23 protein-coding genes are annotated in these 25,589 nt (G+C 37.7%); 21 read left to right on the forward strand and 2 right to left on the reverse strand.

The window, feature by feature from the left end; translation table 11 throughout:
- The first annotated feature begins 31 nt into the window (after positions 1–31).
- From ligA to AB3M96_RS08625, 4 genes are all read left to right on the forward strand, one after another.
- Positions 32–2,038 carry an NAD-dependent DNA ligase LigA gene (gene ligA / locus AB3M96_RS08610; RefSeq protein ID WP_412967181.1) on the forward strand — a complete coding sequence of 669 codons (2,007 nt, stop codon included), beginning with the start codon at positions 32–34 and terminating at the stop codon, positions 2,036–2,038.
- 14 nt (positions 2,039–2,052) lie between these two features.
- On the forward strand, positions 2,053–3,243 hold the full coding sequence (locus AB3M96_RS08615) for a CamS family sex pheromone protein (RefSeq protein WP_412967182.1): 1,191 nt from the start codon (positions 2,053–2,055) through the stop codon (positions 3,241–3,243).
- A 181-nt stretch (positions 3,244–3,424) separates the two neighbouring features.
- Positions 3,425–4,972: an L-glutamate gamma-semialdehyde dehydrogenase gene (gene pruA, locus AB3M96_RS08620; RefSeq protein ID WP_412967183.1), complete on the forward strand. Its 1,548-nt coding sequence runs from the start codon at positions 3,425–3,427 to the stop codon at positions 4,970–4,972.
- Between the two features lie 268 nt (positions 4,973–5,240).
- The gene (locus AB3M96_RS08625) at positions 5,241–7,043 is read left to right on the forward strand and encodes a PAS domain S-box protein (protein WP_412967184.1); all 1,803 of its coding nucleotides are present in this window, start codon (positions 5,241–5,243) and stop codon (positions 7,041–7,043) included.
- Positions 7,044–7,067: 24 nt separating this feature from the next.
- On the opposite strand, the gene AB3M96_RS08630 is transcribed toward AB3M96_RS08625, so the two are convergent.
- Positions 7,068–7,373: an iron-sulfur cluster assembly accessory protein gene (locus tag AB3M96_RS08630; RefSeq protein ID WP_412967185.1), complete on the reverse strand. Its 306-nt coding sequence runs from the start codon at positions 7,371–7,373 to the stop codon at positions 7,068–7,070.
- Positions 7,374–8,025: 652 nt separating this feature from the next.
- Between AB3M96_RS08630 and putP the strand changes: the two genes are divergently transcribed.
- Positions 8,026–9,540 carry a sodium/proline symporter PutP gene (putP, locus tag AB3M96_RS08635; RefSeq protein WP_412967186.1) on the forward strand — a complete coding sequence of 505 codons (1,515 nt, stop codon included), beginning with the start codon at positions 8,026–8,028 and terminating at the stop codon, positions 9,538–9,540.
- 126 nt (positions 9,541–9,666) lie between these two features.
- Positions 9,667–10,128 (forward strand): GNAT family N-acetyltransferase, encoded by a 462-nt coding sequence (locus AB3M96_RS08640; protein WP_412967187.1) that lies wholly within the window; start codon positions 9,667–9,669, stop codon positions 10,126–10,128.
- Between the two features lie 328 nt (positions 10,129–10,456).
- Here the strand turns inward: AB3M96_RS08640 and AB3M96_RS08645 are convergent, their stop codons facing one another.
- Positions 10,457–10,774 carry a thioredoxin family protein gene (locus tag AB3M96_RS08645; protein WP_412967188.1) on the reverse strand — a complete coding sequence of 106 codons (318 nt, stop codon included), beginning with the start codon at positions 10,772–10,774 and terminating at the stop codon, positions 10,457–10,459.
- A gap of 321 nt (positions 10,775–11,095) precedes the next feature.
- Between AB3M96_RS08645 and AB3M96_RS08650 the strand changes: the two genes are divergently transcribed.
- The 15 genes from AB3M96_RS08650 (at position 11,096) to AB3M96_RS08720 (ending at position 25,433) form a co-directional block, all read left to right on the forward strand.
- Entirely contained in the window at positions 11,096–11,305 is a 210-nt protein-coding gene (locus AB3M96_RS08650) for a hypothetical protein (RefSeq protein WP_412967189.1), read from the forward strand.
- Positions 11,306–11,326: 21 nt separating this feature from the next.
- Positions 11,327–11,617, forward strand: coding sequence for an Asp-tRNA(Asn)/Glu-tRNA(Gln) amidotransferase subunit GatC (gatC, locus tag AB3M96_RS08655; protein ID WP_412967190.1), 291 nt, complete (start codon positions 11,327–11,329; stop codon positions 11,615–11,617).
- 14 nt (positions 11,618–11,631) lie between these two features.
- The gene (gene gatA, locus AB3M96_RS08660) at positions 11,632–13,089 is read left to right on the forward strand and encodes an Asp-tRNA(Asn)/Glu-tRNA(Gln) amidotransferase subunit GatA (RefSeq protein WP_412967191.1); all 1,458 of its coding nucleotides are present in this window, start codon (positions 11,632–11,634) and stop codon (positions 13,087–13,089) included.
- Positions 13,090–13,101: 12 nt separating this feature from the next.
- The gene (gatB, locus tag AB3M96_RS08665) at positions 13,102–14,532 is read left to right on the forward strand and encodes an Asp-tRNA(Asn)/Glu-tRNA(Gln) amidotransferase subunit GatB (protein WP_412967192.1); all 1,431 of its coding nucleotides are present in this window, start codon (positions 13,102–13,104) and stop codon (positions 14,530–14,532) included.
- 118 nt (positions 14,533–14,650) lie between these two features.
- A complete protein-coding gene (locus AB3M96_RS08670) occupies positions 14,651–14,905 on the forward strand; it encodes a DUF3949 domain-containing protein (RefSeq protein ID WP_412967193.1) in 255 nt (84 codons plus the stop codon).
- A gap of 124 nt (positions 14,906–15,029) precedes the next feature.
- Entirely contained in the window at positions 15,030–15,965 is a 936-nt protein-coding gene (locus tag AB3M96_RS08675; RefSeq protein ID WP_412967194.1) for a hypothetical protein, read from the forward strand.
- Between the two features lie 146 nt (positions 15,966–16,111).
- Positions 16,112–16,630 carry a sigma-70 family RNA polymerase sigma factor gene (locus tag AB3M96_RS08680; protein ID WP_412967195.1) on the forward strand — a complete coding sequence of 173 codons (519 nt, stop codon included), beginning with the start codon at positions 16,112–16,114 and terminating at the stop codon, positions 16,628–16,630.
- Positions 16,627–17,070: an anti-sigma factor gene (locus tag AB3M96_RS08685; RefSeq protein WP_412967196.1), complete on the forward strand. Its 444-nt coding sequence runs from the start codon at positions 16,627–16,629 to the stop codon at positions 17,068–17,070. The genes AB3M96_RS08680 and AB3M96_RS08685 overlap by 4 nt, the downstream gene beginning before the upstream one ends.
- The gene (locus tag AB3M96_RS08690; protein ID WP_412967197.1) at positions 17,067–18,173 is read left to right on the forward strand and encodes a hypothetical protein; all 1,107 of its coding nucleotides are present in this window, start codon (positions 17,067–17,069) and stop codon (positions 18,171–18,173) included. The genes AB3M96_RS08685 and AB3M96_RS08690 overlap by 4 nt, the downstream gene beginning before the upstream one ends.
- A complete protein-coding gene (locus AB3M96_RS08695) occupies positions 18,173–19,120 on the forward strand; it encodes a hypothetical protein (RefSeq protein ID WP_412967198.1) in 948 nt (315 codons plus the stop codon). Before AB3M96_RS08690 ends, AB3M96_RS08695 begins: the two co-directional genes overlap by 1 nt.
- A gap of 17 nt (positions 19,121–19,137) precedes the next feature.
- Positions 19,138–19,683, forward strand: a complete 546-nt coding sequence (locus AB3M96_RS08700) for a GNAT family N-acetyltransferase (RefSeq protein WP_412967199.1) — start codon at positions 19,138–19,140, stop codon at positions 19,681–19,683.
- Between the two features lie 223 nt (positions 19,684–19,906).
- Positions 19,907–20,809 carry a diacylglycerol kinase gene (locus AB3M96_RS08705; RefSeq protein WP_412967200.1) on the forward strand — a complete coding sequence of 301 codons (903 nt, stop codon included), beginning with the start codon at positions 19,907–19,909 and terminating at the stop codon, positions 20,807–20,809.
- Between the two features lie 127 nt (positions 20,810–20,936).
- Positions 20,937–22,313 carry a 23S rRNA (uracil(1939)-C(5))-methyltransferase RlmD gene (gene rlmD, locus AB3M96_RS08710; RefSeq protein ID WP_412967201.1) on the forward strand — a complete coding sequence of 459 codons (1,377 nt, stop codon included), beginning with the start codon at positions 20,937–20,939 and terminating at the stop codon, positions 22,311–22,313.
- A gap of 300 nt (positions 22,314–22,613) precedes the next feature.
- Entirely contained in the window at positions 22,614–23,186 is a 573-nt protein-coding gene (locus AB3M96_RS08715; protein WP_412967202.1) for a TetR/AcrR family transcriptional regulator, read from the forward strand.
- A 138-nt stretch (positions 23,187–23,324) separates the two neighbouring features.
- Positions 23,325–25,433 carry an MMPL family transporter gene (locus AB3M96_RS08720; RefSeq protein ID WP_412967203.1) on the forward strand — a complete coding sequence of 703 codons (2,109 nt, stop codon included), beginning with the start codon at positions 23,325–23,327 and terminating at the stop codon, positions 25,431–25,433.
- Positions 25,434–25,589: the final 156 nt, after the last annotated feature.

Here is a 25,589-nt window from a genome sequence, read left to right on the forward strand (position 1 = left end):
ATTAAATTCATACTTGGAAAGGGTTGGTTGTATGGAAAATGAGGTAGTGCAAAAAAGAGTACAAGAGCTTCATGAACTTTTAAACCGATATAACTATGAATATCATGTTTTAGATAAACCGACTGTGCCTGATGTTGAGTATGACCAACTATTACACGAATTAATTAAGCTTGAGGAAGAATATCCTGAGTTAAAAACTGAAGACTCTCCTACGCAGCGTGTTGGGGGACATGTATTAGAAGCGTTTCAAAAGGTTGAGCATCGAACACCGATGCTTAGCCTTGGAAATGCATTTAACGAACAGGATTTACGTGATTTTGACCGCAAGGCGCGTGAAGCAGTTGGAGATAGTATCTCTTATGTATGTGAATTGAAAATTGATGGTCTTGCTGTATCCCTTCGTTATGAACAGGGGATGTTCGTTCTAGGTTCGACCCGTGGCGATGGAACGATTGGAGAAGATATAACAATCAACCTAAAAACCATTCGCTCAATACCATTACGTTTACGAGATGCGATTGATATTGAGGTTCGTGGCGAAGCTTATATGCCAAGAAAGTCTTTTGAAAAGCTAAATGCGGTAAGGCTCCAAAATGAAGAAGAGCCATTTGCGAATCCTCGAAATGCGGCAGCAGGTTCTTTACGACAATTGGATCCAAAGATAGCAGCAAGTCGAAATCTTGATATTTTTGTTTATAGTATTGCTGATACGGGACGTACAGGAGTTGTGTCACATAGTGAAGGATTAGATATGCTTGACCAACTGGGCTTTAAAACAAATCCAGAACGTAGAAAATGTACGACTATTGAGGAAGTACTTGAATATGTTACTAGCTGGGTAGAAAAAAGACCGCATCTGCCGTATGATATTGATGGTATTGTAATCAAGGTAGACTCGCTTGATCAACAAGAGGAATTAGGATTTACTGCGAAAAGTCCACGTTGGGCAATCGCTTATAAGTTCCCTGCTGAGGAAGTTGTTACAAAGCTGATTGACATTGAATTAAGTGTAGGTAGAACGGGCGTGATAACACCTACAGCCATTTTGGAACCAGTTCAAGTTGCGGGTACTACGGTGCAAAGAGCATCTCTTCATAATGAGGATCTGATCCGTGAAAAAGATATTAAAATTGGAGATCCTGTCATTATTAAAAAGGCTGGGGATATTATCCCGGAAGTAGTTAATGTTTTAGTGGAAAAACGGACAGGTGAAGAAATTGATTTTCATATGCCGACACATTGTCCTGAATGTGAAAGTGAGCTTGTTCGACTAGATGGTGAGGTTGCGTTACGATGTATTAATCCGAAATGTCCTGCCCAAATTCGTGAAGGACTAATTCATTTTGTGTCACGTAATGCCATGAATATTGATGGTCTAGGTGAGAAGGTCATTTCTCAATTGTTCAAAGAGAAATTAATAGAGGATGTTGCAGACCTTTACAAATTAACAAAAGAGCAGCTCATTAACTTAGAACGTATGGGTGAAAAGTCTGCTGACAATCTTATTTCTGCGATAGAGACTTCTAAACAAAACTCTCTTGAAAGACTACTATTTGGTCTGGGGATTCGCCATGTTGGAGCAAAGGCAGCTAAAACCTTAGCACAACATTTTGAAACAATGGAAAATCTACAAAAAACGAATAGAGAAGAACTAACATCAATTAATGAAATCGGAGAAAAAATGGCCGATGCGATTGTAACATATTTCGAGTTGCCAGAGGTTCAGGAGTTGCTGGTAGAACTTCAAGAATACAGTGTAAATATGGAATACAAAGGGCCAAAGGCAGTTGCGGTTGAAGATAGTGATTCCTATTTTGCGGGTAAAACCATTGTATTAACTGGTAAGTTGGAGCAATTAACAAGAAATGAAGCGAAGTCGGAGATTGAAGCGCTTGGTGGTAAAGTGACAGGCAGTGTCAGCAAAAGTACAGATTTACTAATTGCTGGTGAGGCAGCGGGTTCAAAACTATCCAAGGCACAGGAGCTTGGTATTGAAATTTGGGATGAGGAACGTATGGTTCAAGAACTAAGGAAGTAAGGGGGTGTTCGGTATTGAAAAACCTATTCTTATTGGGGTTATCACTTGTTCTTCTTTTAACAGGATGTGCACCGAAGTTTGAACAAGAAACAGAGGTTATTCAGGATTCTGAAGAAGAAACGGAGCAAGCGATTATTCCAAGGTATAATATTTCTGATTCATATTATAAGGCTGTTTTACCTTATAAGACTGGAAAAGCCAGGGGAATTGTAGCAGAATACGTTAATAATCGATTGGACGTTGATGAATTTGAAACGGGATTGATGCGCATTGCACAAGATTCTTTTCCGTCGGACAAATACTTTTTCCAGGAAGGTCAACACATAGAAAAAGAAACCATTCAACGTTGGTTAACGCGTGAAAAGTCCGATGCACAAATGGCGAGTGCGAAAAAGGGCACTGTTAATGAGGGATTAAACCCAATTTTTGAGGCACCGGGTAATGATGATGAATATGAAGCAACAATGGAAAAGAGTCCTATTTATATCGCTACCATTGCTGAGCAAAATTACTTAATAAAAAATAATGATGATAAGTTACAAATTGGCGGTATCGTAATTGGGATTGGTCTAAACTCTCATCATTATTATAATTTACCTGCTTCTGTAGGAGGTTATCCAAGGGAAGTAGAGATAGATCAAGCAACAATTGAAAGAGAAGGCCAAAAAGCTGCAGAGAAAATTATTAACAGATTACGAACTGACAAGGAATACGAAAATATAAAAGATGTTCCGATTATGGTCGGCTTGTTTAGACAAGAAGCGGCTAATTCAGTAGCTCCAGGAAATTTCTTTATGAAAACAACTGTGGGTGCAAACAGCTCTAAAATTGGTAAGTGGGAAGCTATTAATGAACGCTATTTCTTTTTCCCATCAAAAGAAGCGACCGAGAATTATCGTGAAGATGCATTAAAAGTAGATAATTTTTCTTCTGATATTTCCGAGTTCTTTCCTAATTTTACAGCAGTTATAGGCAGAGGGTTTTATAAGGATGATGAACTACAAGAGTTGACCCTGACTATTCCAATGCAATTCTACGGTAAGGCAGAAGTTATTGGTTTCACACAATATATAACCGGTCTCATCATGGAGCATTTTGAAAACTATGTCTCTCTTCAGGTGTACATAAACTCTGAAGATGGACCGGAAAGCGTAATAACACGAGATGCGGGAGAAAATGAGCCTACCATACATGTTTATAATTAATGCAAATAGGACCTAGCTTAGAGTTAGGTCTTTTTTACAGTTAAATGAAAGAGTTTTTTCTATCTCCTTAAAAAAACGGTGTGGGAATATTACGACTATTACCACTTTATTTGAAGAAGATACATATATCTAGTAGAATGTTATTGTTGAGGTTAAAAATCTGAAAGGGAGGCGAAGTAGAATGGTAGTACCATATAAACATGAACCATTTACAGATTTTTCAATTGAGGAAAATAAGAAAGCGTTTGAGGCGGGCCTAAAAACTGTTGAGGCTTATCTTGGAAAAGATTACGATCTAATTATTGGCGGAGAACGCATTTCAACTGAAGATAAAATTGTCTCTGTAAACCCAGCTAATAAGCAAGAAATTGTAGGTAGCGTATCAAAAGCAAATCGTGAACTTGCCGAAAAGGCAATGCAAGTTGCTGATAAAACGTTCCAAACCTGGAGAAAGTCTAATCCTGAAATGCGAGCTGATATTTTATTCCGTGCAGCTGCAATTGTTCGTCGTCGTAAGCATGAGTTTTCTGCTCTATTAGTGAAAGAAGCAGGTAAACCATGGAATGAAGCTGACGCAGATACTGCAGAAGCGATTGACTTTATGGAATATTACGGTCGTCAAATGCTGAAATTAAAAGACGGTATCCCTGTGGAAAGTCGTCCAATTGAACATAATCGTTTTACATACATTCCACTTGGAGTTGGTGTTATTATCTCTCCTTGGAATTTTGCATTCGCAATTATGGCTGGTATGACAACAGCTGCTTTAGTATCTGGTAATACAGTGTTATTAAAACCAGCTAGCACAACTCCAGTTATTGCGGCTAAATTCATGGAAGTACTTGAAGAAGCGGGACTTCCTGCAGGTGTAGTTAACTTTATTCCTGGTAGTGGTTCTGAAGTGGGAGACTATTTAGTTGACCATGCAAAAACTCGTTTCATCAGCTTTACAGGTTCACGTGATGTAGGTCTACGTATTTACGAACGTGCCTCTAAGTTAAATGAAGGCCAAATCTGGTTAAAACGTGTAATCGCTGAAATGGGCGGTAAAGATACAATTGTTGTTGATAAAGAAGCAGACCTTGAATTGGCGGCTAAGTCTATTGTTGCATCATCGTTTGGTTTCTCTGGTCAAAAATGTTCTGCATGCTCAAGAGCAGTTATCGTAGAAGATGTGTATGACCAAGTATTAAATCGCGCTGTGGAGTTAACAAAAGAATTAACAGTTGGAGACCCAACAAGCAAAGAAACGTTCATGGGTCCAGTTAATGACCAAGGTGCATTTGATAAGATTATGAGCTATGTAGAAATTGGTAAGCAAGAAGGTAAACTCCTTCATGGTGGAGAAGGCGATGATTCGAAAGGTTGGTTCATTCAGCCAACAATCTTTGCTGATGTAGCAGAAGATGCTCGTATCATGAAAGAAGAAATCTTTGGACCTGTTGTTGCATTTAGTAAAGCTCGTGACTTTGACCATGCGATTGACATTGCTAACAACACTGAATATGGTTTAACAGGTGCGGTTATCTCAAACAACCGTGCAAACATTGAAAAGGCACGTGAAGACTTCCACGTTGGTAACCTTTACTTTAACCGTGGATGTACAGGTGCAATTGTTGGATACCAACCATTTGGTGGATTCAACATGTCTGGAACAGACTCAAAAGCAGGTGGCCCAGACTACCTACTACTTCACATGCAAGCAAAAACAACTTCAGAAATGCTATAATAGAACATCTCAAAACCTCTCCTTTGCGGAGAGGTTTTTTACATTTCCATGAAAAACATATCCACATGTGGATAACCCAAAAATGATAGCGATTTCTCCCTGTGTCCTCCTGGGGTGGACAGTTGTCTTTTTGTGGTGTCTGACACCAATGTGGGTAATGTGGATAATGGGGATAAGTTGATTTTTCGGAGGATGTATTTTATATTTAAATTAATTAAATTCCAAATATTCGTTTAAGTATAGAGATAATTAGGGTTTAGGGGGAGTCATGCAAATATTTAAAAGGTGGTTTTCGAAGAAGAAAAATGTATACCAGAAACACTTTGTTGATCAGTTGAAGGATGCGTTTTTTGTATTAGACCGTAACTGGCGCTTTACTTATATAAATCATGAGGGAGAAAGGTTACTTTTACGTACAAGGGACGAACTTGTTGGCAAAATGATTTGGGATGCGTTCCCAGAGGCGTTTCGTTCCACCTTTTACTATGAATATAATAGGGTAATGGTAGAACGAATTGCGGTACAATTTCAAGAGTATTTTTCACCTTTAAAGATATGGTTTGAAGTTAGTGCTTTTCCAATGGAGGACGGTATTGCGGTACATTTTCGTGATATAACAAAGGAAAAGGAAGAATTAGATATTAGTAAACAACAATATAGGTCATTGTTTGATTATAATCCTGATGCTATATTTTCATTGGATTTGAAAGGTAAATTCACATCTATAAATAAGAGTTTTCAAGAACTTACAGGGTATACAAGTGAGGATTTACAGCTACTAACATTCGATCCTCTAGTGGCCATCGAAGATAAAGAGAAAGCCCGTGGTTATTTTTATTTAGCAGCGAAGGGAGAATCTCTAAATTATGAACTCACAGCAATTTCTAAATTCGGGAAACGTATTTACACATACATAACGAATGTGCCTATTGTGGTGAATAACAAAATAGTGGGTGTGTATGGGATTGCTAAGGATATAACTGAAAGGATGATGGAGCAGGAGCAACTCCGTAAAAGTGAAGAGCTGCATAAATTAATAGCTGAGAATATCCAAGACATTATTTGTCATAGCTCTCCAGACGGTTTATATGAATATATATCCCCAGCGGTATATCAGTTATTAGGATATCTCCCGAGTGAATTAGTAGGAACAAATAAACAAGCAATCTTTCATCCTGAGGATAGAGAAAAAATAAGTAATCCACCGTTACATGACGCAGATATGTGTACATGTCAAATACTACATAAGAACGGTTCGTATAAATGGTTTGAAATTAGTAGAAAAACCATCAGGGATGAGAGTGGAGAAATCAAGAAGGTACTTGGGGTTGCACGTGATATTAGTGAGCGAAAAAAAGCAGAGAGTTTAATGAGAAAAAATGAAAAACTGTCAACCGCTGGTCAACTAGCGGCGGGTATCGCTCATGAAATACGAAATCCATTAACTTCTGTAAAAGGCTTTGTGCAGCTTATGCAAAATGGACAAGACTTACAAAGACCATACTTGGATATTATGTATTCAGAGATTACGAGAGTGGAAGGAATTATTAAGGAACTATTACTTTTGTCAAAGCCAAATAAAGAGAATTTTAGTGAAAAAAATGTGGTAACCATTATTGAACAAGTGGTTACTCTTATGGAAACGGAAGCTGCCTTGAAAGATGTACATATGAAGGTTGAGTTACGTAATGAAAATTTACTGATTACATGTGACGATAATCAAATTAAGCAAGTTTTTATAAATCTTATAAAAAATGCGATTGAAGCAATGCCCGCCGGTGGAGAGATCCATCTAAGTATTACTACACACGATCAAGATGTTATTATCTCACTAAGAGATACAGGATATGGGATCCCACCAGAAATTCTATCGAAAATAACCCAGCCGTTTTACACAACAAAGGATAAAGGAACTGGGTTAGGGCTTGCAGTTTGTTTTAATATAATAGAAAACCATAAAGGTACAATTGAAATTGAAAGTGAACTAAATCAGGGTACGACGTTTACTGTCACGTTTCCTTTATTAAGGAAAGCTTCTAGACAGGTAGCTGGAAATGTTGTGTCAATATAAAAAGCGAGGAATAACCTCGCTTTTTTAATGTTGATGATTGTATCCTTTAGAAGGGTTTGTAATGGTAAAGCCTTCCTCAGGAACATAGAAGAACTGAATCCAAACTCCATCTAAAAATTCAGCATCACGTGTATCTAAAAGGATATCGACATCCTTATCCGTCTTAACAATCTCATCATGTTCAGTAGGGTTGTCGAATTGTAATGCATAATGAGCATGATTCCCATGATGCTCAGTTATAATGACACGAATCATTCTTCCTTCAGCTTCATCACTTGCTAACATCTGTTTGATGACTTTAGCTGCATTTCGATTAATTTTTACCTTCATTGGTCATTCTCCTAATTATAAATTTTACTCCTATATATTCTCCCAGTATTTCTGAAAAATAACAAATATATAGCTTGCAAGAGAAAAAACATAAAAAATATTTTTCCCGGCGTAATCTTCCGTAAGACTCCCACTTCAAAATGTAACAATTAGGTGAGAGATAACAGACTCTAACACCCGATTGGTGAGAAAAATCAATCAGGCTCTGCGTGATTAACAATCAGTGGGATAAACAAAAACCCACTGATTGAAGTCTCACTTTATGACAAAATGATGACAAAACTCAATTTAATTTTATAAATTTTCATGAATAGATATTAGGTTATTGTACTCAAATTGTTAATTTGATTCACATTTATGTATTTTTATACATATTAAATATATTTTTATATAATTCATTCTGTTCTGAATACTTATATGTGCTACGCTTAAAAGGTGTTTTCTTCACAGTGCAGCTATTTTATAAAAATAAGAATAATCATGAAATTGTATGAGGTTGCATAGGGATGGTATTAATTGATTTTTAGGGGGGTGAGCCAATGGAACATAGTTTAACGGGTGCAACATTGTTTTGGCTTTATGTGCCAATGTTATCGTTAATTTTGCTATCGATTATTACTTATTTTACTGAAAGAGGAGAGGATGTCTAGACATGGATATTAACGTACCAACGTTAACAGCAATAATAATTTATTTAGTGGGAATGTTAGTTATTGGTATTCTTGCAGCAAGAATGACTAGGGACCTATCAGACTATGTATTAGGTGGTAGACGATTGGGTGCAGGAGTTGCAGCATTAAGTGCTGGTTCATCTGATATGAGTGGTTGGCTCATGCTTGGCTTACCAGGTGCCATGTACCTGGGGGGAATGGGAGAAATTTGGATTGCAGTGGGATTGGCAGTAGGTGCTTATTTAAACTGGCAATTTATAGCTAAACCATTTCGTTTATATACAAAAGTTTCGAATGACTCCATTACCATTCCTGATTATTTAGAAAACAGATTTCGTGATCATTCAAAGTTGCTTCGTGTTTTCTCAGCAATTGTTATTCTATTATTCTTTACCTTTTATACCTCAGCAAGTCTAGTTGGTGGGGCAATTTTATTAGAGAGTTCTTTTAACATGGATTATAAACTGGCACTTTGGGTTGGAGCCGGAGTTATCCTTTCATACACATTCTTTGGAGGCTTCTTAGCTGCAAGCTGGACCGACTTTATTCAAGGAATACTAATGTTCTTAGCACTTATCATAATCCCTATTGTGGCAATCTTTGAGCTGGGCGGTTGGGGAGAAACTGTTACTAAAATTGGAGAAATAGACTTATCCCACTTAGATGTTATGTCAGGTGCAACAACCCTAGGTATTATTTCATTATTAGCTTGGGGGCTAGGCTATTTCGGTCAGCCGCATATCCTAGTTCGTTTTATGGGGATTAAGTCCACAAAAGAGATACCAAAAGCTCGTCTTATTGGCATGGTATGGATGGTATTATCATTAATTGGTGCTATTTTCATAGGATTTGCAGGTATCGCTTATTTTGCTGATGCGCCATTAGCAAATTCCGAAACAGTATTTATTATGTTCTCACAAGTTTTATTTAACCCCTGGGTTGCGGGCTTCTTACTTGCGGCTATTCTTTCAGCAATAATGAGCACTGTAGATTCACAACTATTAGTTTCTTCCAGTGCGTTAGCACAAGATTTTTATAAAGCGATCTTTAAAAAGGATGCTAGTAAAAAAGAAGAAATGTGGGTTGGAAGAATTGCGGTTTTATTAATAGCTATCATTGCTATTTTTCTTGGATATAACCCGGAAAGTAAAGTATTAGAGCTCGTAGGATATGCATGGGCTGGTTTTGGAGCTGCATTTGGTCCTGTTATCATTCTCTCCCTTTTCTGGAAACGGATGAATCGTTGGGGAGCGCTAGCCGGAATGATTGTAGGAGCAGTTACAGTTGTGGTGTGGAAGATTCTATCCACTGACAAGGTAAATGAAGCTGGTGAAGTGATTAAAGAGGCAGTTATTCCATTTAGCCTTTATGAAATTGTTCCAGGTTTTCTACTAGCTCTACTTGCAGTTGTTATAGGAAGCTTACTAACTAAAGCACCTTCTAAAGAAATCCAAGAAGAATTCGATAGTGTTAAAGAAGAGTTAAAAGCATCGTAATTTTTAAGATAGTAATTTAAATTAACAAAGAATAAGAAATAAGAAATCCTCCGATAAAGGGGATTTCTTTTTGTTGACGACCAATCAGTTTCTAGATTACCTTTAGAAAGGAAAGGGAGGGGCATTATGTCTAAAATTACAATAAAACCAATTACCATAGAAAATATTTATAAATGCATTGGTTTAAAGGTAGCCGAAGAACAGACCAATTATATAGCTCCAAACGTATTGTCAATTGCAGAATCAAAGGTGAATAGCTGCTATACCCCCTATGCAATATATGCAGAGGAAGATGTTGTTGGGTTTGTTATGACCGATTATGATCCATCTCTTGAAGTCCGAAATAAATATTGGGTACCGCGAATGATGATTGATGTCCACTATCAAGGGAAGGGTTATGGTAAGCAGGCAATGAGAGAAGTTATTAATCTATTAAGTCGTAATGAAGATTGCGAGTATATTCGTCTTTCAATTGAACCAGAAAATATTTCTGCTCTGCGGTTTTATGAGAGTTTAGGGTTTGTAAATACTGGGGAAATGTTAGAGGGAGAAGAAGTTATTCTGGAATTAGTAGTACATAAAAAGTAATAAGTGAAAAAGGGCGTTTTATGTGTTTTACATAGACGCCCTTTTCAATAGGTAGAAAGTAAATAATTTTCAACCTGTTTTTTTGTGTCTAGCCCCAGCGCCTAGCCAGTTTTCCTACCTGAATAAGCTTCTTAGAGTATCTTGCGCAAAAGCTTTGCTTTTAAGCAGCTCGAGGTCGCTTCACTCCTCCTGCGGCGGCGACAGCCTCCTCGTCAGGGTTCCAGCGCTTGTCGGACTTGCACAGGATGTGCTGACATCGGCGTTCGCCACAGGACGTGGCGGCTTTTAGTCGATGTTCCTTTTTCCAAGGCGCTTGCGCATTTCTTATTTAGATTCCTAAGCCTTCTAAATATTCATTTACTTGATCAGGTGTTTTAGCATTTGCACTGTGAAGGTGGCCAAGTTTTTCACCGTTCTTATAATAAAGTAGACTAGGAATCCCCATTACATTGTATTTCTCAGCGATATCTGGGAATTCATCTTTATCAATGCTGTGCCAGCTTACGTTATTATGGCTGCTAATAATGTCACCGATGAACATCTCCAAGCGTCTGCAATCAGGACACCAAGTTGTATCAAACACAACAATCGCACCATCTGAATTTATAACCTCGTTAAAACGCTCTACAGAACTAATCTTATCCATACTGTCTCACTCCATGTACTGTAATATGGTAATACTATAGCAAATTACCACTACCAAAAGAAACTTATCTGCTTACATTATGTAAGTGTCTTTCTGGGGTGGACAAATGTGTTTCTTATCGGTGTCCAGCTCCAGCGCCTAGAAACTCGAGAAACTTCACCTCCTCCTACAGAAGCAAAAAAACGCTTCCTTCGTCGGAGCCTCCAGTTTTCTCGTTTCTGGTCAAGGCGCTTCCGCATTTCAATGTGCCTGGCACCATTGTGGATATTGTGGATAATGTTGATATGTGATTAACCGGTTGTTGCCGAGGGGAGGTAATGTTTGGTATTATCAGTTTATTATCTAAAAGAAAAGAAGGTTATGAATTTCAACCTAGCTTTTGATGGTCTAGCTCTTGGTGCAGTCGGCTCTCGTTATAAGTCAAACGTTTTGAAAGTAAAAGAAAGAAATAACCTTCAAGCATTTCGTCTTATGGTTCACATCGATAGTCAGTCGGGTGCCTTGCGCTTTTCTATTGTTGAGGGTTTTTGAATTTATGGAGGTGAAGGGAGTATGTCACGTATCTCGATTGAGGAAGTGAAGCATGTTGCAAATTTGGCACGTTTGGCTGTTACAGAGGAAGAAGCGAAACAATTTCAACAACAGTTAGATGAGATTATTACTTTTGCGGATTTATTAAATGAAGTTGACACTGAAAACGTTGAGCCAACATCACATGTTCTGTCTATTAAGAATGTCATGCGTGAGGATGTGGCAACAAAAGGGTTGCCGGTTGAGGAAGTCTTAAAGAATGCACCGGATACAAAGGATGGACAGTTTCGCGTACCATCAATCATTGAATAAGGAGGGGAGAAACATTGTCATTATTTGAACATAGTGTATCAGAGCTGCATTCATTACTACATAAAAAAGAAATTACGGTTACTGACCTTGTGGATGTATCCTATAAGCGTATAAATGAAGTTGAAGATAAGGTACAAGCGTTTTTAACTTTAGATGAAGAAAATGCAAGACGATATGCAAAGCAGTTAGATGAGGCAATTGGGAAAAAAGATGAGTTTGGTCTGTTGTTTGGTCTACCTATTGGCGTAAAAGATAATATCGTAACGAAGGGTATTCGAACAACTGCCGCTAGTAAAATCTTAGATAACTTCGATCCTATCTATGATGCCACTGTTGTTCAGGAGCTTCAGGGAGCAGAAACCGTTACAATTGGAAAGCTGAATATGGACGAGTTTGCAATGGGTTCTTCTACTGAAAACTCAGGCTATAAAAAAACCAAAAACCCATGGAACCTTGAACGTGTACCAGGTGGCTCAAGTGGTGGTTCTGCTGCAGCCGTTGCAGCTGGTGAGGTATTATTTTCGCTAGGATCAGATACAGGTGGTTCGATTCGTCAGCCTGCAGCATTTTGCGGGGTAGTCGGATTAAAGCCAACCTATGGACGGGTATCACGTTTCGGGTTAATTGCATTTGCGTCTTCGCTTGATCAAATTGGCCCAATTACACGTACAGTTGAAGATAATGCCTACTTATTACAAGCCATTGCCGGCCATGATTCAATGGATTCAACTTCGGCAAATGTTGATGTCCCGGATTATTTATCAGCCTTAACAGGAGATATAAAGGGACTTAAGATTGCCGTTCCGAAGGAATATCTAGGTGAAGGTGTATCAGAAGAGGCACGTCAATCGGTATTAGATGCCTTAAAAGTCCTTGAAGGATTGGGTGCTACATGGGAAGAAGTTTCTCTTCCACATTCAAAATATGCACTTGCTACTTATTACCTCCTATCTTCTTCGGAAGCTTCTGCAAATCTTGCGCGATTTGATGGAGTTCGGTACGGTTATCGTACCGACAATGCTGAAAATCTACTTGAAATGTACAAGCAATCTAGAAGTGAAGGCTTTGGTGATGAAGTAAAACGTAGAATTATGCTGGGAACCTTTGCGTTAAGCTCAGGATACTATGATGCTTACTATAAAAAGGCCCAAAAAGTTAGGACTTTAATAAAGAAGGATTTCGAGGATGTATTTGAGAAATATGATGTAATTATTGGACCGACTACTCCTACTCCAGCATTTAAATTCGATGAAAATACGAAAGACCCACTTACAATGTATGCAAATGATATTCTAACAATCCCTGTTAACTTAGCGGGTGTTCCAGGTATTTCGGTTCCGTGTGGTTTCTCAAATGGGCTGCCACTTGGTCTACAAATCATTGGAAAGCATTTTGATGAAAGCACCATCTATCGAGTTGCAGATGCGTTTGAAAAAGCAACAGATTTTCATAAAAAGAAACCACAGTTGTAAGGGGTGATAAAAGTGAACTATGAAACGGTAATTGGGTTAGAGGTACATGTTGAGCTAAAAACACAATCGAAAATCTTTTCAGGTACACCAAATGAATTTGGAGCAGCTCCTAATACACTTACAAGTGTTGTAGAGTTAGGGTATCCGGGTGTACTCCCTGTGTTAAATAAGACAGCTGTTGAATATGCAATGCGTGCTGCAATGGCTTTAAACTGTGAAGTTGCGACAGAGACAAAGTTTGACCGTAAAAATTATTTTTATCCGGATAATCCAAAAGCCTATCAAATTTCTCAATTCGATAAACCAATTGGAGGAAACGGCTGGATTGAAATAGAAGTGAACGGTGAAAAGAAAAGAATAGGAATTACACGTCTTCATTTAGAGGAAGATGCAGGAAAGCTTACTCATACGGGTGACGGGTATTCATTAGTCGATTTGAATCGTCAAGGAACACCGCTTATTGAAATTGTATCAGAGCCAGATATAAGAACTCCAGAAGAAGCGTATGCCTACCTGGAAAAATTAAAATCAATCATCCAATACACTGGCGTTTCAGATTGTAAAATGGAAGAAGGTTCCCTACGTTGTGATGCCAATATCTCACTTAGACCTGTAGGGCAGGAAGAATTCGGAACAAAAACAGAATTAAAGAACTTAAATTCTTTTGCCTTTGTTCAAAAGGGTCTAGAATATGAACAAACACGTCAAGCTGAGGTTTTGTCTGCCGGGGGAGAAATTCAACAGGAGACACGCCGTTATGATGAAGCGACTAAAACCACCATTCTTATGCGTGTAAAGGAAGGCTCTGATGATTATCGTTATTTTCCTGAGCCTGATTTAGTGGAGCTTTATATTGATGACGAATGGAAAGAGCGAGTACGAGCTCAGATACCTGAGCTTCCAGATGCACGTAAGAAACGTTATATTGAGGAGCTTGGCCTCCCGGTTTACGATGCTAGTGTGTTAACAGTAACCAAGGAAATGTCGGACTTTTTTGAGGAGACAGTTACAAAAGGAGCCGATGCAAAACAGGCATCAAACTGGATTATGGGAGAGGTTTCAGGCTATTTAAATGCAGAGCAAAAGGAATTACATGAAATTGCCCTCACTCCAGCAGGGTTAGCAGGTATGATAAAGTTAATTGGAAATGGCACAATTTCTTCCAAAATAGCAAAAACCGTCTTCAAGGAACTAATTGAAAACGGTGGAGATGCTGAAAAAATTGTGAAAGAAAAAGGATTAGTGCAAATTTCGGATGAAGGCGCACTTACTACAATTATTGTAGAAATTTTAGATAAAAATCCACAATCAATCGAAGATTTCAAGAGTGGAAAAGGAAAAGCAATTGGTTTCCTGGTGGGTCAAGTAATGAAGCTAACTAAAGGCCAAGCCAATCCGCAAATGGTAAACAAAATCCTGGTTGAAGAAATGAATAAGCGCTAATATTCAGTTGCCGCCAATTGGGCGGTAACTTTTTTACGTTAATTTCCAACTTTTTGAAACCTTGCACAAACTCATACGTATACATTAGTAAATGCAATACCTAAAGGGAGTGAGTAGGTTGGATATCGTTTTTATTATTCTAGCGGCAGTGTTTGTTCTTTACTTTCTAATTATGGTTCCTGTTCAGTACCGATACATTGACGAAATGAAGAAAAGTAGAGAAAAAGCAAACCAAACTCAAAATGAACAATATGAAAGTATGTCTTTTCAAGAGGAACAGCTGCATTTTAATCAACAAGGAAATCTTCTCAACCTGCCATCAGCATTGGTAGCAACAATCATCTATAAAATACGAAATCGAAACAAACATTGATCTCTTTAAGACCTTCATTTGAAGGTCTTTTTCAATGTCGAAATATGGCGTAAAAATTTAATAGACGTTACTGAGAGATTTCGATAATGTTGAATCAGAAAATATAGAATGGAGAATATTTCCTTTGAGGTACATTTATCTGATTTTATTGATATCATGCTTTCTATTTCTAACAGGATGTGAATCACAAGAAGAAATTGATCAACTAGTAAGAGAGTATGTTCAAACCAAATATGATGTAGAAGAAATTGAGTTCATTTATCGAGAGAGTAAAAATGAAGGCAATATGGGAGACCGTACGTATATAGTAAAAAGCAAAAAGGAACCCTCCTTTGAGTTCGACATACTATTAGATGGGATAATGAAGTCTGAGGTAGTCGGAGACGATTATAAAAAGCAGGCAGAAGCTTACGAAATTGGACAAGCATTTGAAAGTAAATATAGGGCAGAACTTAATCAGTTGGGGTATGCCCTTGTGAATTTTAGCAGAGCTCAAGATCGTACAGCGTCTACAGAATTAGAGGTAAGTGTGGTATCGGAAAGAACAATTTCGTTAAATAATGAACAGTCGCTAAAAGACTTGTATCAGATATTTGCTATTTTACAAGAATATAATGAGAATCTAAAAGAGGATTTTTTAGTTTACAATCTACTCATCGATTACCCTTATAAAGACAAAACTGAATCGTTAACATTTTACTATAATGTAACGGACATCACGAGTTATGAAAAACTTACATCAGCTTTAGCGGAGGATATCCATTTTGTGAATTTGGCATTGCAAGAAAAGTATCAGTCTACACTTGTTGAAATGGAGAAGGAAATAAAGAAATTAGGTTTTTCATATCGGGAGGGTTTGAACGATAGCTCGATTTTTTGTTATGGAAAGGATCTAAGCGGGCAGGAATGTCTGGGGTTTACTATATATCTTTCTGGAGCTGATAAATCAGAAGGGAATTTAACCGCTTTAAAGGCAGTTATAAAAGAATTTGATATCCCTATTGGTGAAGTAGTAATAGCCAACACCGGAGGAGCAATCGTTTTAGAGGGTTTTAACTAAATAGAATGATAGGGTCTGACGAAAAAACGTCCGGCCTTTATTTTTTTGAAAAAAGTGTAGGGTTTACTAAAAGAATATTCGTCTATTAGTATAGATGAAAGAGAAAGGGGGGGAGCAACATCCAAGATGAAGTATTAATTGAGAAGGTGAAAGCTGGAGATGAACATGCGTTTCGCTTACTCGTTGAAAAATACAAGAATACCCTGTTTCGAGTAATCTATCCTATTCTTAGGCATGAAAAGGATGCGGAGGATGCTACACAGGAGGTTTTTCTAAAAATCTATTATGCTCTCCCCGAGTATAGTTCACAAGGTTTTAAATCATGGATGACAAGAATTGCGATTAATCATGCAATCGATGTGAAACGAAAAAAGCAGAGACAAAATGAAACTGTGTTTGAACCAGACGACCTATCAACCTTCTCTCAATCAGAAGAAAATATAGTAGTCCCTCTTTTACGTAAGGAACAAAGGAAACTAGTGCAAGAACGATTGCAAGATTTGCCTGCTAATTATCGGGAGGTTATTCAAGCCTACTACATATCAGAAAAAAGCTATCAACAAATAGCTGAGGAACAACAGGTTGAAGTAAAGACGGTAGAGACAAAGCTATACCGGGCAAGAAATTGGATGAGAAGACATTGGAAGGAGGATGATTTTTCATGAAGCATTACAACACAGATGAGTGGCTGGCGTATATAAATGACAAAATACCTGAGCTAAAGCGTGAAGAAATGGAAGAACATCTTTTATTATGTGACCAATGTTTAGAAGTGTATATGAACTTGCTCGAAGACAAAGCTGAGGAATTACCAATTATTCAGAATGAAGGATTTACGGATGAAACGTTACGTAATCTCCCTAAGAAGAAACAGAAGCAGAAGAAATTGGATTTACAAAGTCCGATTTTTCACTATGGAGTTGCAGCAGCAGTTACCTTTATTCTAATGACAAGCGGATTCTTCCAAAGTGTAACCGGGATTGTATCAACTGTAGAAGCCTCTTCAGACGCAAGACAAGAAAAACCTGTTTCAGAGGGATTAATGGAAAAGGCATTATCACTATTTGACATAATTGAAGGAAAACAAAAGGAGGGGCAAAAATGAATTTTAATCCAATACTGGCATTTTTTCTAACGTTTATCCCGGGTGTTGGTCACTTTTATGTAAATCGAAAATTTAGAGGATTTATATATGGAGCAGGAGCAGTAGGGCCAGTTTTATTTGGTATATTTCTCTATGCAATCGGGGGGTACTTAGGAGATGCCGTCTTAGTCGGATTTTTAATTGCTTTCTTTGTAACCGTAATTAGTGTGTTTGACATGATTCTCTTTTTATTAAGACGATCTAAGGTCAGTAAACATACTTCGAATCATCATGAAGCTACTGTTGAGTCTACTGGTTTGAGTGAAGTGAAAACAGATGAATCCGAACGTTTTTATACCATTTTACTCTCATTTATTCCTGGATTAGGTCACTTTCAGCTTGGATTAATAAATCGGGGATTAACGTTCTTAACAGGATTTTTCGGACTAGGGACAATGGTTATATTTATTTCCGCGTTTACGGATCAAGGAGCATTCATGGTATTTCTGGGTATCCTGCCTGTAATTTGGGTGTTTACTATGTTCGATGCCATACAGTTAGTGTCAAAAAAACAACGTGGTGAAGAATTAGTAGATAAAACAATACTGGAAGATTTCGAAGAAACACGCCGTGAACAGGGAAAGAAAAGTAAAACTCTTGCGACCATCCTTTCCATTTTTCCAGGTGCAGGACATATGTACTTAGGACTACAAAGGCGAGGCATCCAGCTAATGGCGGCATTTTTATTCGCAATTTATATACTGGATGTTCTTAGATTATCATTGTTTCTCTTCTTAATTCCGATCATCTGGTTTTATAGCTTTTTCGATGCACTTCAGAAGGTTTCAAAGCACGGAGAAGAGGAAATTGAAGATATCCCTGTGATTTCTTACATTGTCAACCATCAGAAATGGTTCGGAATTGGTTTACTGGCATTAGGTCTTTATTATATGTTTGACAGTATTGTAGTACCGGCTATTAGCCCAATGCTAGAATTCGAATTTGGATTCAATCTTTCTCACTTTTATTATAACTACTTCCAAGGTGCAATCTTATGTATTTTATTAATTGGTGGGGGACTGAAGCTTATCTTTGGAAGTAAAAGTCGGAAGGAGAGTGCGTAATGAGAAAATGGCGTGTTGGTTCGGTGTCTATGGGACTTTCTTTAATAATGCTGGGTATATTATTGTTTCTCTCACAGTTAAGAGATACCCAAATGTTTGAGCCACTGCTTGTATGGTGGCCTCTCATTCTTGTAGTCCTAGGGATTGAAATTGTTTTATATCTATTTTTGTCAAAGCAAGAACATCCGATAGTAAAATATGATTTACTAAGTATATTCTTTGTAGGAATTATCGGTACGATAGGAATTGGTTTTACTTTGTTGGCCTCAACGGGTTTGGTTGATGAAGTACAAGCTTTTCTCGGAGCAGAGCATCGGACAATTGATTTGCCTGAGGTAGAAGAGCAGCTGCCAACTACAATAAAACGAATTGTACTAGAAACAAATAGCTCATCGACTAAAATAGAGAGTTCTTTGACTAGTAATCTTCATGTGTTTGGTACATATCAAGCAACTGTTGACCCAAAGGGAAAGCCAGTTATAGCTAGTAAAAATGATTATGTATTTACTAAGGTTGTTGGTGAAACGATGTACATAACTATAAAGGATCCTTCCAATCATTCTGGTCCTTTCAATACTTACACAACGTTGGATCCAACAATCGTAATACCGGCTTCTGTACGACTTGAAGTAAGAGGTGAGCATAACCGAATATCACTTTATCCGGGGTCTGTTGAAAATCATTGGGTAGTTGACGGAGGGGGTCATGTAGACGTGTATGTTAGTAAGGAAAATAATGTTCTTCTATCCGCCACATCAAATAGTGACTTGCAAAATGGAACGATAAATTGGGATGAACTGACAAGGCCAGAAAGCAATAATAGTGAAGAAGTGTATGGAGACCAAAGCAATATATATAAAGGCACTCTGAAGCTAGGGGATGGAACATATCAGCTATCAATATTGAATTGTGATTCTGTTTCTGTAAATCTAGTCGAAAAAATGTAGATTTGAGGGAAAAGGATATGTTTTCATTTAAAGTGAACGATAAAATTTCCATAGAGCTTTTGCAACAGCATCATAAAGAAGAGTTATTTGAGTTAATAGATTCAAATCGAGAGCATCTGCGTAAGTGGTTATTATGGGTTGATAAACGAAAGTCACCTGACGATTTTACTCCGATTATCCCAATCTGGTTAAATTATTATGCAGATAATAATGGGTTTGATGCAGGAATTCGTTATGATAGTAAACTCGTTGGAATGATTGGTCTACATTATATTGATTGGAAAAATAAATCTACAAGTATTGGCTATTTTTTATCAGAGGAAGCACAAGGAAGAGGTATAATTACACAGAGTATAGAAGCATTACTTGGATATTTATTTAATGAATTAAGATTGAATCGTGTTCAAATACAAGTAGCAGCAGGAAATGTAAAAAGCAGAGCGATTCCAGAGAGAATGGGTTTTAGGGCCGAGAACATCATACGTGAGGGACAATGGTTATATGACCATTATGAGGACTTGGTTACGTATAGTTTACTTGCAACAGAGTGGGAAAATAAGTAGAGGGGACGCTTGGTATCATACCAGGCGTTTCTAAGTGTTTATTTAAGTATTTTTATGAGAGCAGATGCTAATAAAACAAGTTCTGAATATAGTATAATTAGCAAGTAGAAGTTTAAAATTGGTTTAATTTACTAGTTGCAAAATTGATAAAAATTGAAGGATAGGCTATGATGTTAAAAGATGGAATATAGACTGAATGTATATCTAAAATAGGATGATGGTTATGAAAAGAGCAAGAATTATATATAATCCAACATCAGGTAGAGAACTATTCAAGAGACACCTTCCTGATGTATTAATGAGGCTGGAAGAAGCTGGTTATGAGACTTCTTGTCATGCGACAACAGGGGCCGGAGATGCAACAAATGCGGCTCGAATTGCTGTTGAAAGAAAATATGATCTTGTTGTTGCAGCGGGTGGAGACGGCACGATAAATGAGGTTGTTAATGGCTTGGCTGAACAGGAGTATCGTCCAACACTTGGAATCATACCAGTTGGGACAACAAACGACTTTGCACGTGCTATAGGAGTTCCGCGTAATATTGAGGGTGCTTGTGATGTACTTGTAAATGGTCTATCGGTTCCTATTGATATTGGCAGAGTGAATGATAAATATTTTATTAATATTGCCGGCGCAGGTAGGCTAACAGAACTAACCTATGAAGTCCCAAGCAAGCTTAAGACGATGCTGGGACAACTTGCTTATTACCTAAAAGGAATGGAGATGCTTCCTTCCATAAAACCTACTGAAGTAAGCATCGAATACGATGGAAAGTTGTTTGAAGGAGAAGTTATGCTTTTCCTAGTATCATTAACAAACTCAGTAGGTGGCTTTGAAAAGCTAGCACCAGATTCATCTTTAAATGATGGGCTGTTTGACCTTTTGATTCTAAAAAAGGCAAATTTAGCGGACTTTATTAAGGTTGCGACACTTGCAATTCGTGGAGAGCATATTAATGACCCGCATGTATTATATACAAAAGCGAATCGAATTAAGGTGAACCCTACAGAGAAAATGCAATTGAACTTAGACGGTGAATATGGGGGGCTTCTCCCGGGGGAATTCGTTAACCTCTATAAGCATATAGATGTACTTGTTTCTAAAGATAAAGCGGTACAAATGTAACGAAAAATCTGGCTAACTGCCAGATTTTTTTTAGCTAATAGGATAGTTATGTATTGTATAAATTGGCGAACGATATCCTACATATGATACAATCGTCTCAGCATTTGAACGTAAAGGAAGTATAATAATGACAACAGTAAATCCACCAATCGAAAAAAATACATATTATGATGTCACGTTCGAGGATCTCACACATGACGGTGCGGGTGTAGCCAAAATAGATGGCTTCCCTGTTTTTGTGCCAGATGGGCTGCCGGATGAACGTGCGAAAATCAAAGTAATCAAAGTTAAAAAAGGGTATGGATTTGGTCGTCTGATAGAAATCTATGAGAAAAGTAAGTTTAGAGTTGATGCACCTTGTCCCGTGTTTAAAGAGTGTGGAGGCTGCCAATTACAGCATTTGAGCTATGAAGGACAAATGGTTGCAAAGCATAAACAAGTACAAGAGGTACTGACACGTATTGGGAAATTGTCTGATTTAAAAGTTCATTCAGTTCTTGGTATGGAGCACCCTTGGCGGTACAGAAACAAGGCGCAAGTTCCAGTGGCAGACAGAGAAGGTGGACTTGTAGCTGGTTTTTACCAACAAAGAAGTCATGAAATTATTGATATGGAAGCCTGTTTAATTCAACAAGAAAAAAACGATGAAGTAGTCCAAAAGGTAAAGTCAATCTGTGATAGGTATAAGGTTCCAGCTTATGATGAAAAAAACCACAAAGGTACGCTCCGTCATATTATGGCTCGTTATGGTCTTGTGACAGGCGAAGTGATGGTTGTTCTAATCACAAGGACAAAGGAGCTTCCGAATAAAGAAAAAATCATTTCTGAAATTGTGGATCAAATTCCTAATGTTAAATCAGTCGTTCAAAATGTTAATCCAAAGCGAACGAATGTCATATTTGGCGATGAAACGACTGTTCTTTGGGGCGAAGAGTATATTTACGATAACATTGGTGTTATAAAGTTTGCTATTTCTGCACGATCTTTCTATCAAGTAAATCCAGAGCAAACAAAGGTACTTTATGATAAAGCGTTAGAGTATGCAGAGTTAACAGGTAGTGAAACGGTATTTGATGCATATTGTGGAATTGGAACAATCTCACTATTTTTAGCTCAACAAGCGAAAAAGGTATACGGAGTTGAAATTGTCCCTGAAGCAATCGAAGATGCAAAAAGAAATGCTGCATTAAACGGAATAGAGAATGCGGAATTTGCTGTAGGTGAGGCAGAAACAATTATCCCTAATTGGAAAAAGGAAGGGATTAAAGCAGATGTCATTGTTGTTGACCCGCCTCGAAAGGGCTGTGATGAAGCCTTACTACAGACTATTATTGAAATGAAACCAAAGCGAGTCGTATATGTGTCTTGTAATCCAGCTACTCTTGCAAGAGACTTACGAATTTTGGAGGATGGAGGATTTAAAACGGTTGAAGTACAACCGGTAGATATGTTTCCTCAAACTGTTCACTGTGAGGCAGTGGCGAAGATTGAATTGATAGGTTGATTTTTGTAGTTGATAGGCCTAGGTGTTTGTGAGGGACTAGCGAAAATGAAAAATTATTAGTGGGATCACTTATCAGGCAGATGAGAGCCCTGAGCGAAGGGGAAGGTCGTGCTGAGGTCACTCATAATCCTGATGAAAGCCCAGAGCGAAGAAAAATTCCGAGGTCACTCATAAGCCCGATGAAAGCCCAACACGAGAAAAAATCCAGAATTGGTCACCCGTCGTAAGCCTAGTCGTTAAAATCTATGTATAAAAGAATATAATGAACCATTTAATACTGTGCGGTTCGGGGGGAGAAGAATGGCACGTGAACGAAAATTCACTACAGATGATCTGTATCAAGCTACAGAGGAAATTTTATTAAAACACAGCTATGATGGGTTTAACTTTAGCTTACTGGCAGAGCGCCTGCAGGTATCTCGTGGTGCAATCTATAAATATTTTGATAACAAAGATGTGCTGATTACAGAGTATATGTTGTATGAGATGAATAAATTTCTTACAGGTCTTGAGGCAATTGAGACAGTCGGTGGTTTCAAAGAACAGTTACATTTTCTAATTGACCATATGTTTAAAAATCCAGCAATACAACAATTGATTGAATTAGGAAAGCATGTGCCGACACATAAGGATAAGAAGGTTCAAGAAAACAAGAGGAAACTGGAGAAGCTACATCTAGATATGTATCATAGCCTTAAGAATTTTATACAGCTAGGTAGGAGAGAACAAGTACTAAAACAGTCCATACCTGATTCTTTAGTTTTAGGTTATATCTTTCAGTCAGTAGTAATCCCCAATCACTTTGAAGTGCCGCATTCAGAGTGGGTTAACTCAATAAAGGAAATAATTAGTCATGGAATTTATAATGAATAATAATTGACACATCTGTTACTTTTGAAAGATAATAATTTTGGTAACAGTGTCAATTATTATTTTAATCAAAAGTGACACTTGTGTCACATTTTAATGCTGATGTTCAGCAAATAGCTAAATTAGGAGTGGATATAACGAATGAAGAATTTCTTACAAGCAGTTACTGATCGAGTGTCTACTAAAAAGGGGATGTGGATAACGCTAGCAGCATGGTTGGTCATTACAATGGTGTTGGCGTTATTTGCTCCAAATGCAAAGGATTATGAAGTAACAACAATTGATTCATTGCCGGAAGATGCACAGTCAGTAATTGCACAAAATAAAGTGAATGAATATTTTAAGGATGACGATGGTACACCTGGAATCTTAGTATTTCAGTCCGAAAATGGGAAACTTGAATTTAGTGAACTTTTGACTATTTTTAATGATATTGAAGGAGAGAAAATTCCAGGTGTTGAACAAATAATTGCACTCGGAGAACTACCACCACAAGCAGCTGCGGGTTTTTTCTCTGAGGATCAAACAACAGCTATTATTCCAATCGCTTTTAGTTCAGAGTTAGAAACGAAAGAGATTAGAGATTCTAAGGATCAGATAATTGACATTGTAAATGAGTATTCTGGAGTAACGTTATATGTGACGGGGCCGGCGGGAATCGGTACTGACTCACTTGATTTATTCTCAAGAGCAGATTTAGTTCTTATTTTATCAACGGTTGGTCTTATTTTAATTCTTTTAATTGTTATCTACCGTTCACCATTACTAGCACTTATTCCATTATTAGCGGCTGTATTTGTGTATGAGGTAGTTATGCAGCTTCTAGGCATCTTTGGAAAAGCAGGATTGTTATTGAGCAACCAAACCATATCAATTATGTCGATTCTCTTATTTGCTGCCGTAATTGATTATTCGCTATTTGTGTTCTCACGTTTCCGCGAAGAACTGAAGAAGCATGAGAATAAGTTTGAAGCGATGAGGGAAGCAATGAGGGAAACTGGAATGCCTGTATTTTTCTCAGGTGGTACGGTTTTAGCGGCAATGTTAGTGTTATTCTTTGCAGAGTTCGGAGATTACAAAAACTTCGCTCCAACCTTTGCTACAACGATGGTTGTGATAATGGCAGCATCGATTACTCTTGTTCCTGCATTATTCGCTCTTTTTGGTAGAAAGTCATTCTGGCCAAAAGTTCCGAAGGTTGGAGAAGATCAAGTAAAGGATAGCTCTCTTTGGAGCAAGGTTGGCCGCACTGTCGTTAGAAAACCAGTGTTATCTGTTTCGGTAGTAGGTGTAATTCTTCTTGTATCAGCTCTAAATATGTTCAACCTAACTTATGAATTCGACACAATGAAATCATTTCCCGAGGACATGCCTTCTCGTCAAGGTTATGAAATAATTGAGGAAAAGTTTGAAAAGGGTGACCTTGCACCAACAACTGTGTTATTTGAAGCAAAGAAAACACCTGAACCTGTTCAACAAGAAGCGCTACAGGCTGAATTATCAAATCAAGAGCTTGTAAGTAGTGTGAGATTAACCAATACTGCAGATGAAGGTAGAGTCCTTTCATATAGCCTAACATTTGAAGAAGGGCCATATGATGTCGAAACCATTGATGCGATGGAGGGAATTATCTCTAATTCAGAAGACATTTTGAAGAATGCTGATGTCGAAGGTACCCTCTATTTTGCAGGAGAAACACCGAAAAAAGTAGACGACCGGAATGTAAATAATCGAGATGTTATATTAATTGTGGTATTAGAAACTATATTGATATTTATTATGTTAATATTTCTGACGAAGTCCTATAAGATGCCGATTTATATGATGGGGACCATCTTAGTTTCATTCCTGGCTGCATTAGGATTAGGTATGTTCCTGACAGATTTATTCTTTGATATTGGAACTATTAGTAATCGGGTTCCGCTATATTCCTTTGTGTTCTTGGTTGCGTTGGGAATTGACTATAATATCATGTTAATTTCTAGATTCCAAGAAGAACGAAGAAAACATTCTGTTAAAAAAGCAGTAGAAATTGCGGTAGCTAATACAGGTGGAGTTATTTCATCAGCTGGTCTAATCCTGGCTGCTACCTTTGCAGTTCTTATGACACAGCCTATTCAATTATTATTCGTTTTCGGGTTTATTGTTGCAGTAGGTATATTATTGGATACATTCTTAATTCGTGGTGTCTTACTTCCAGGATTAATTGTGCTACTTGAAAAAGATAAAGCAGTAAGTAAAGAGCAGTAACTAGAAAAGCCAGCCCGTGACTTAGGGCTGGCTACTTTGTTTTAACAGTTTAGAATGTATGTAATTTTCAACTTAGTTTCTGGTGTCTAGCTTCAGGCGCCATCGGCTCGAGGTCATAAGCCAATCGCTTCGGAAGGTAAAAAGCACCTTCTGTCA

It is taken from the genome of Ferdinandcohnia jepli (assembly GCF_047246645.1).
Classification (GTDB): domain Bacteria; phylum Bacillota; class Bacilli; order Bacillales; family Bacillaceae_L; genus Ferdinandcohnia.

Coding starts and splice junctions, on each gene's coding strand:
- AB3M96_RS08625 (WP_412967184.1), top strand. CDS start 5,241: ATGCAAATATTTAAAAGGTGGTTTTCGAAGAAGAAAAATGTATACCAG.
- AB3M96_RS08700 (WP_412967199.1), top strand. CDS start 19,138: ATGTTTTCATTTAAAGTGAACGATAAAATTTCCATAGAGCTTTTGCAA.
- gatC (WP_412967190.1), top strand. CDS start 11,327: ATGTCACGTATCTCGATTGAGGAAGTGAAGCATGTTGCAAATTTGGCA.
- AB3M96_RS08705 (WP_412967200.1), top strand. CDS start 19,907: ATGAAAAGAGCAAGAATTATATATAATCCAACATCAGGTAGAGAACTA.
- AB3M96_RS08685 (WP_412967196.1), top strand. CDS start 16,627: ATGAAGCATTACAACACAGATGAGTGGCTGGCGTATATAAATGACAAA.
- AB3M96_RS08695 (WP_412967198.1), top strand. CDS start 18,173: ATGAGAAAATGGCGTGTTGGTTCGGTGTCTATGGGACTTTCTTTAATA.
- rlmD (WP_412967201.1), top strand. CDS start 20,937: ATGACAACAGTAAATCCACCAATCGAAAAAAATACATATTATGATGTC.
- AB3M96_RS08630 (WP_412967185.1), bottom strand. CDS start 7,373: ATGAAGGTAAAAATTAATCGAAATGCAGCTAAAGTCATCAAACAGATG.
- AB3M96_RS08690 (WP_412967197.1), top strand. CDS start 17,067: ATGAATTTTAATCCAATACTGGCATTTTTTCTAACGTTTATCCCGGGT.
- pruA (WP_412967183.1), top strand. CDS start 3,425: ATGGTAGTACCATATAAACATGAACCATTTACAGATTTTTCAATTGAG.
- ligA (WP_412967181.1), top strand. CDS start 32: ATGGAAAATGAGGTAGTGCAAAAAAGAGTACAAGAGCTTCATGAACTT.
- AB3M96_RS08715 (WP_412967202.1), top strand. CDS start 22,614: ATGGCACGTGAACGAAAATTCACTACAGATGATCTGTATCAAGCTACA.
- putP (WP_412967186.1), top strand. CDS start 8,026: ATGGATATTAACGTACCAACGTTAACAGCAATAATAATTTATTTAGTG.
- AB3M96_RS08640 (WP_412967187.1), top strand. CDS start 9,667: ATGTCTAAAATTACAATAAAACCAATTACCATAGAAAATATTTATAAA.
- AB3M96_RS08645 (WP_412967188.1), bottom strand. CDS start 10,774: ATGGATAAGATTAGTTCTGTAGAGCGTTTTAACGAGGTTATAAATTCA.
- AB3M96_RS08720 (WP_412967203.1), top strand. CDS start 23,325: ATGAAGAATTTCTTACAAGCAGTTACTGATCGAGTGTCTACTAAAAAG.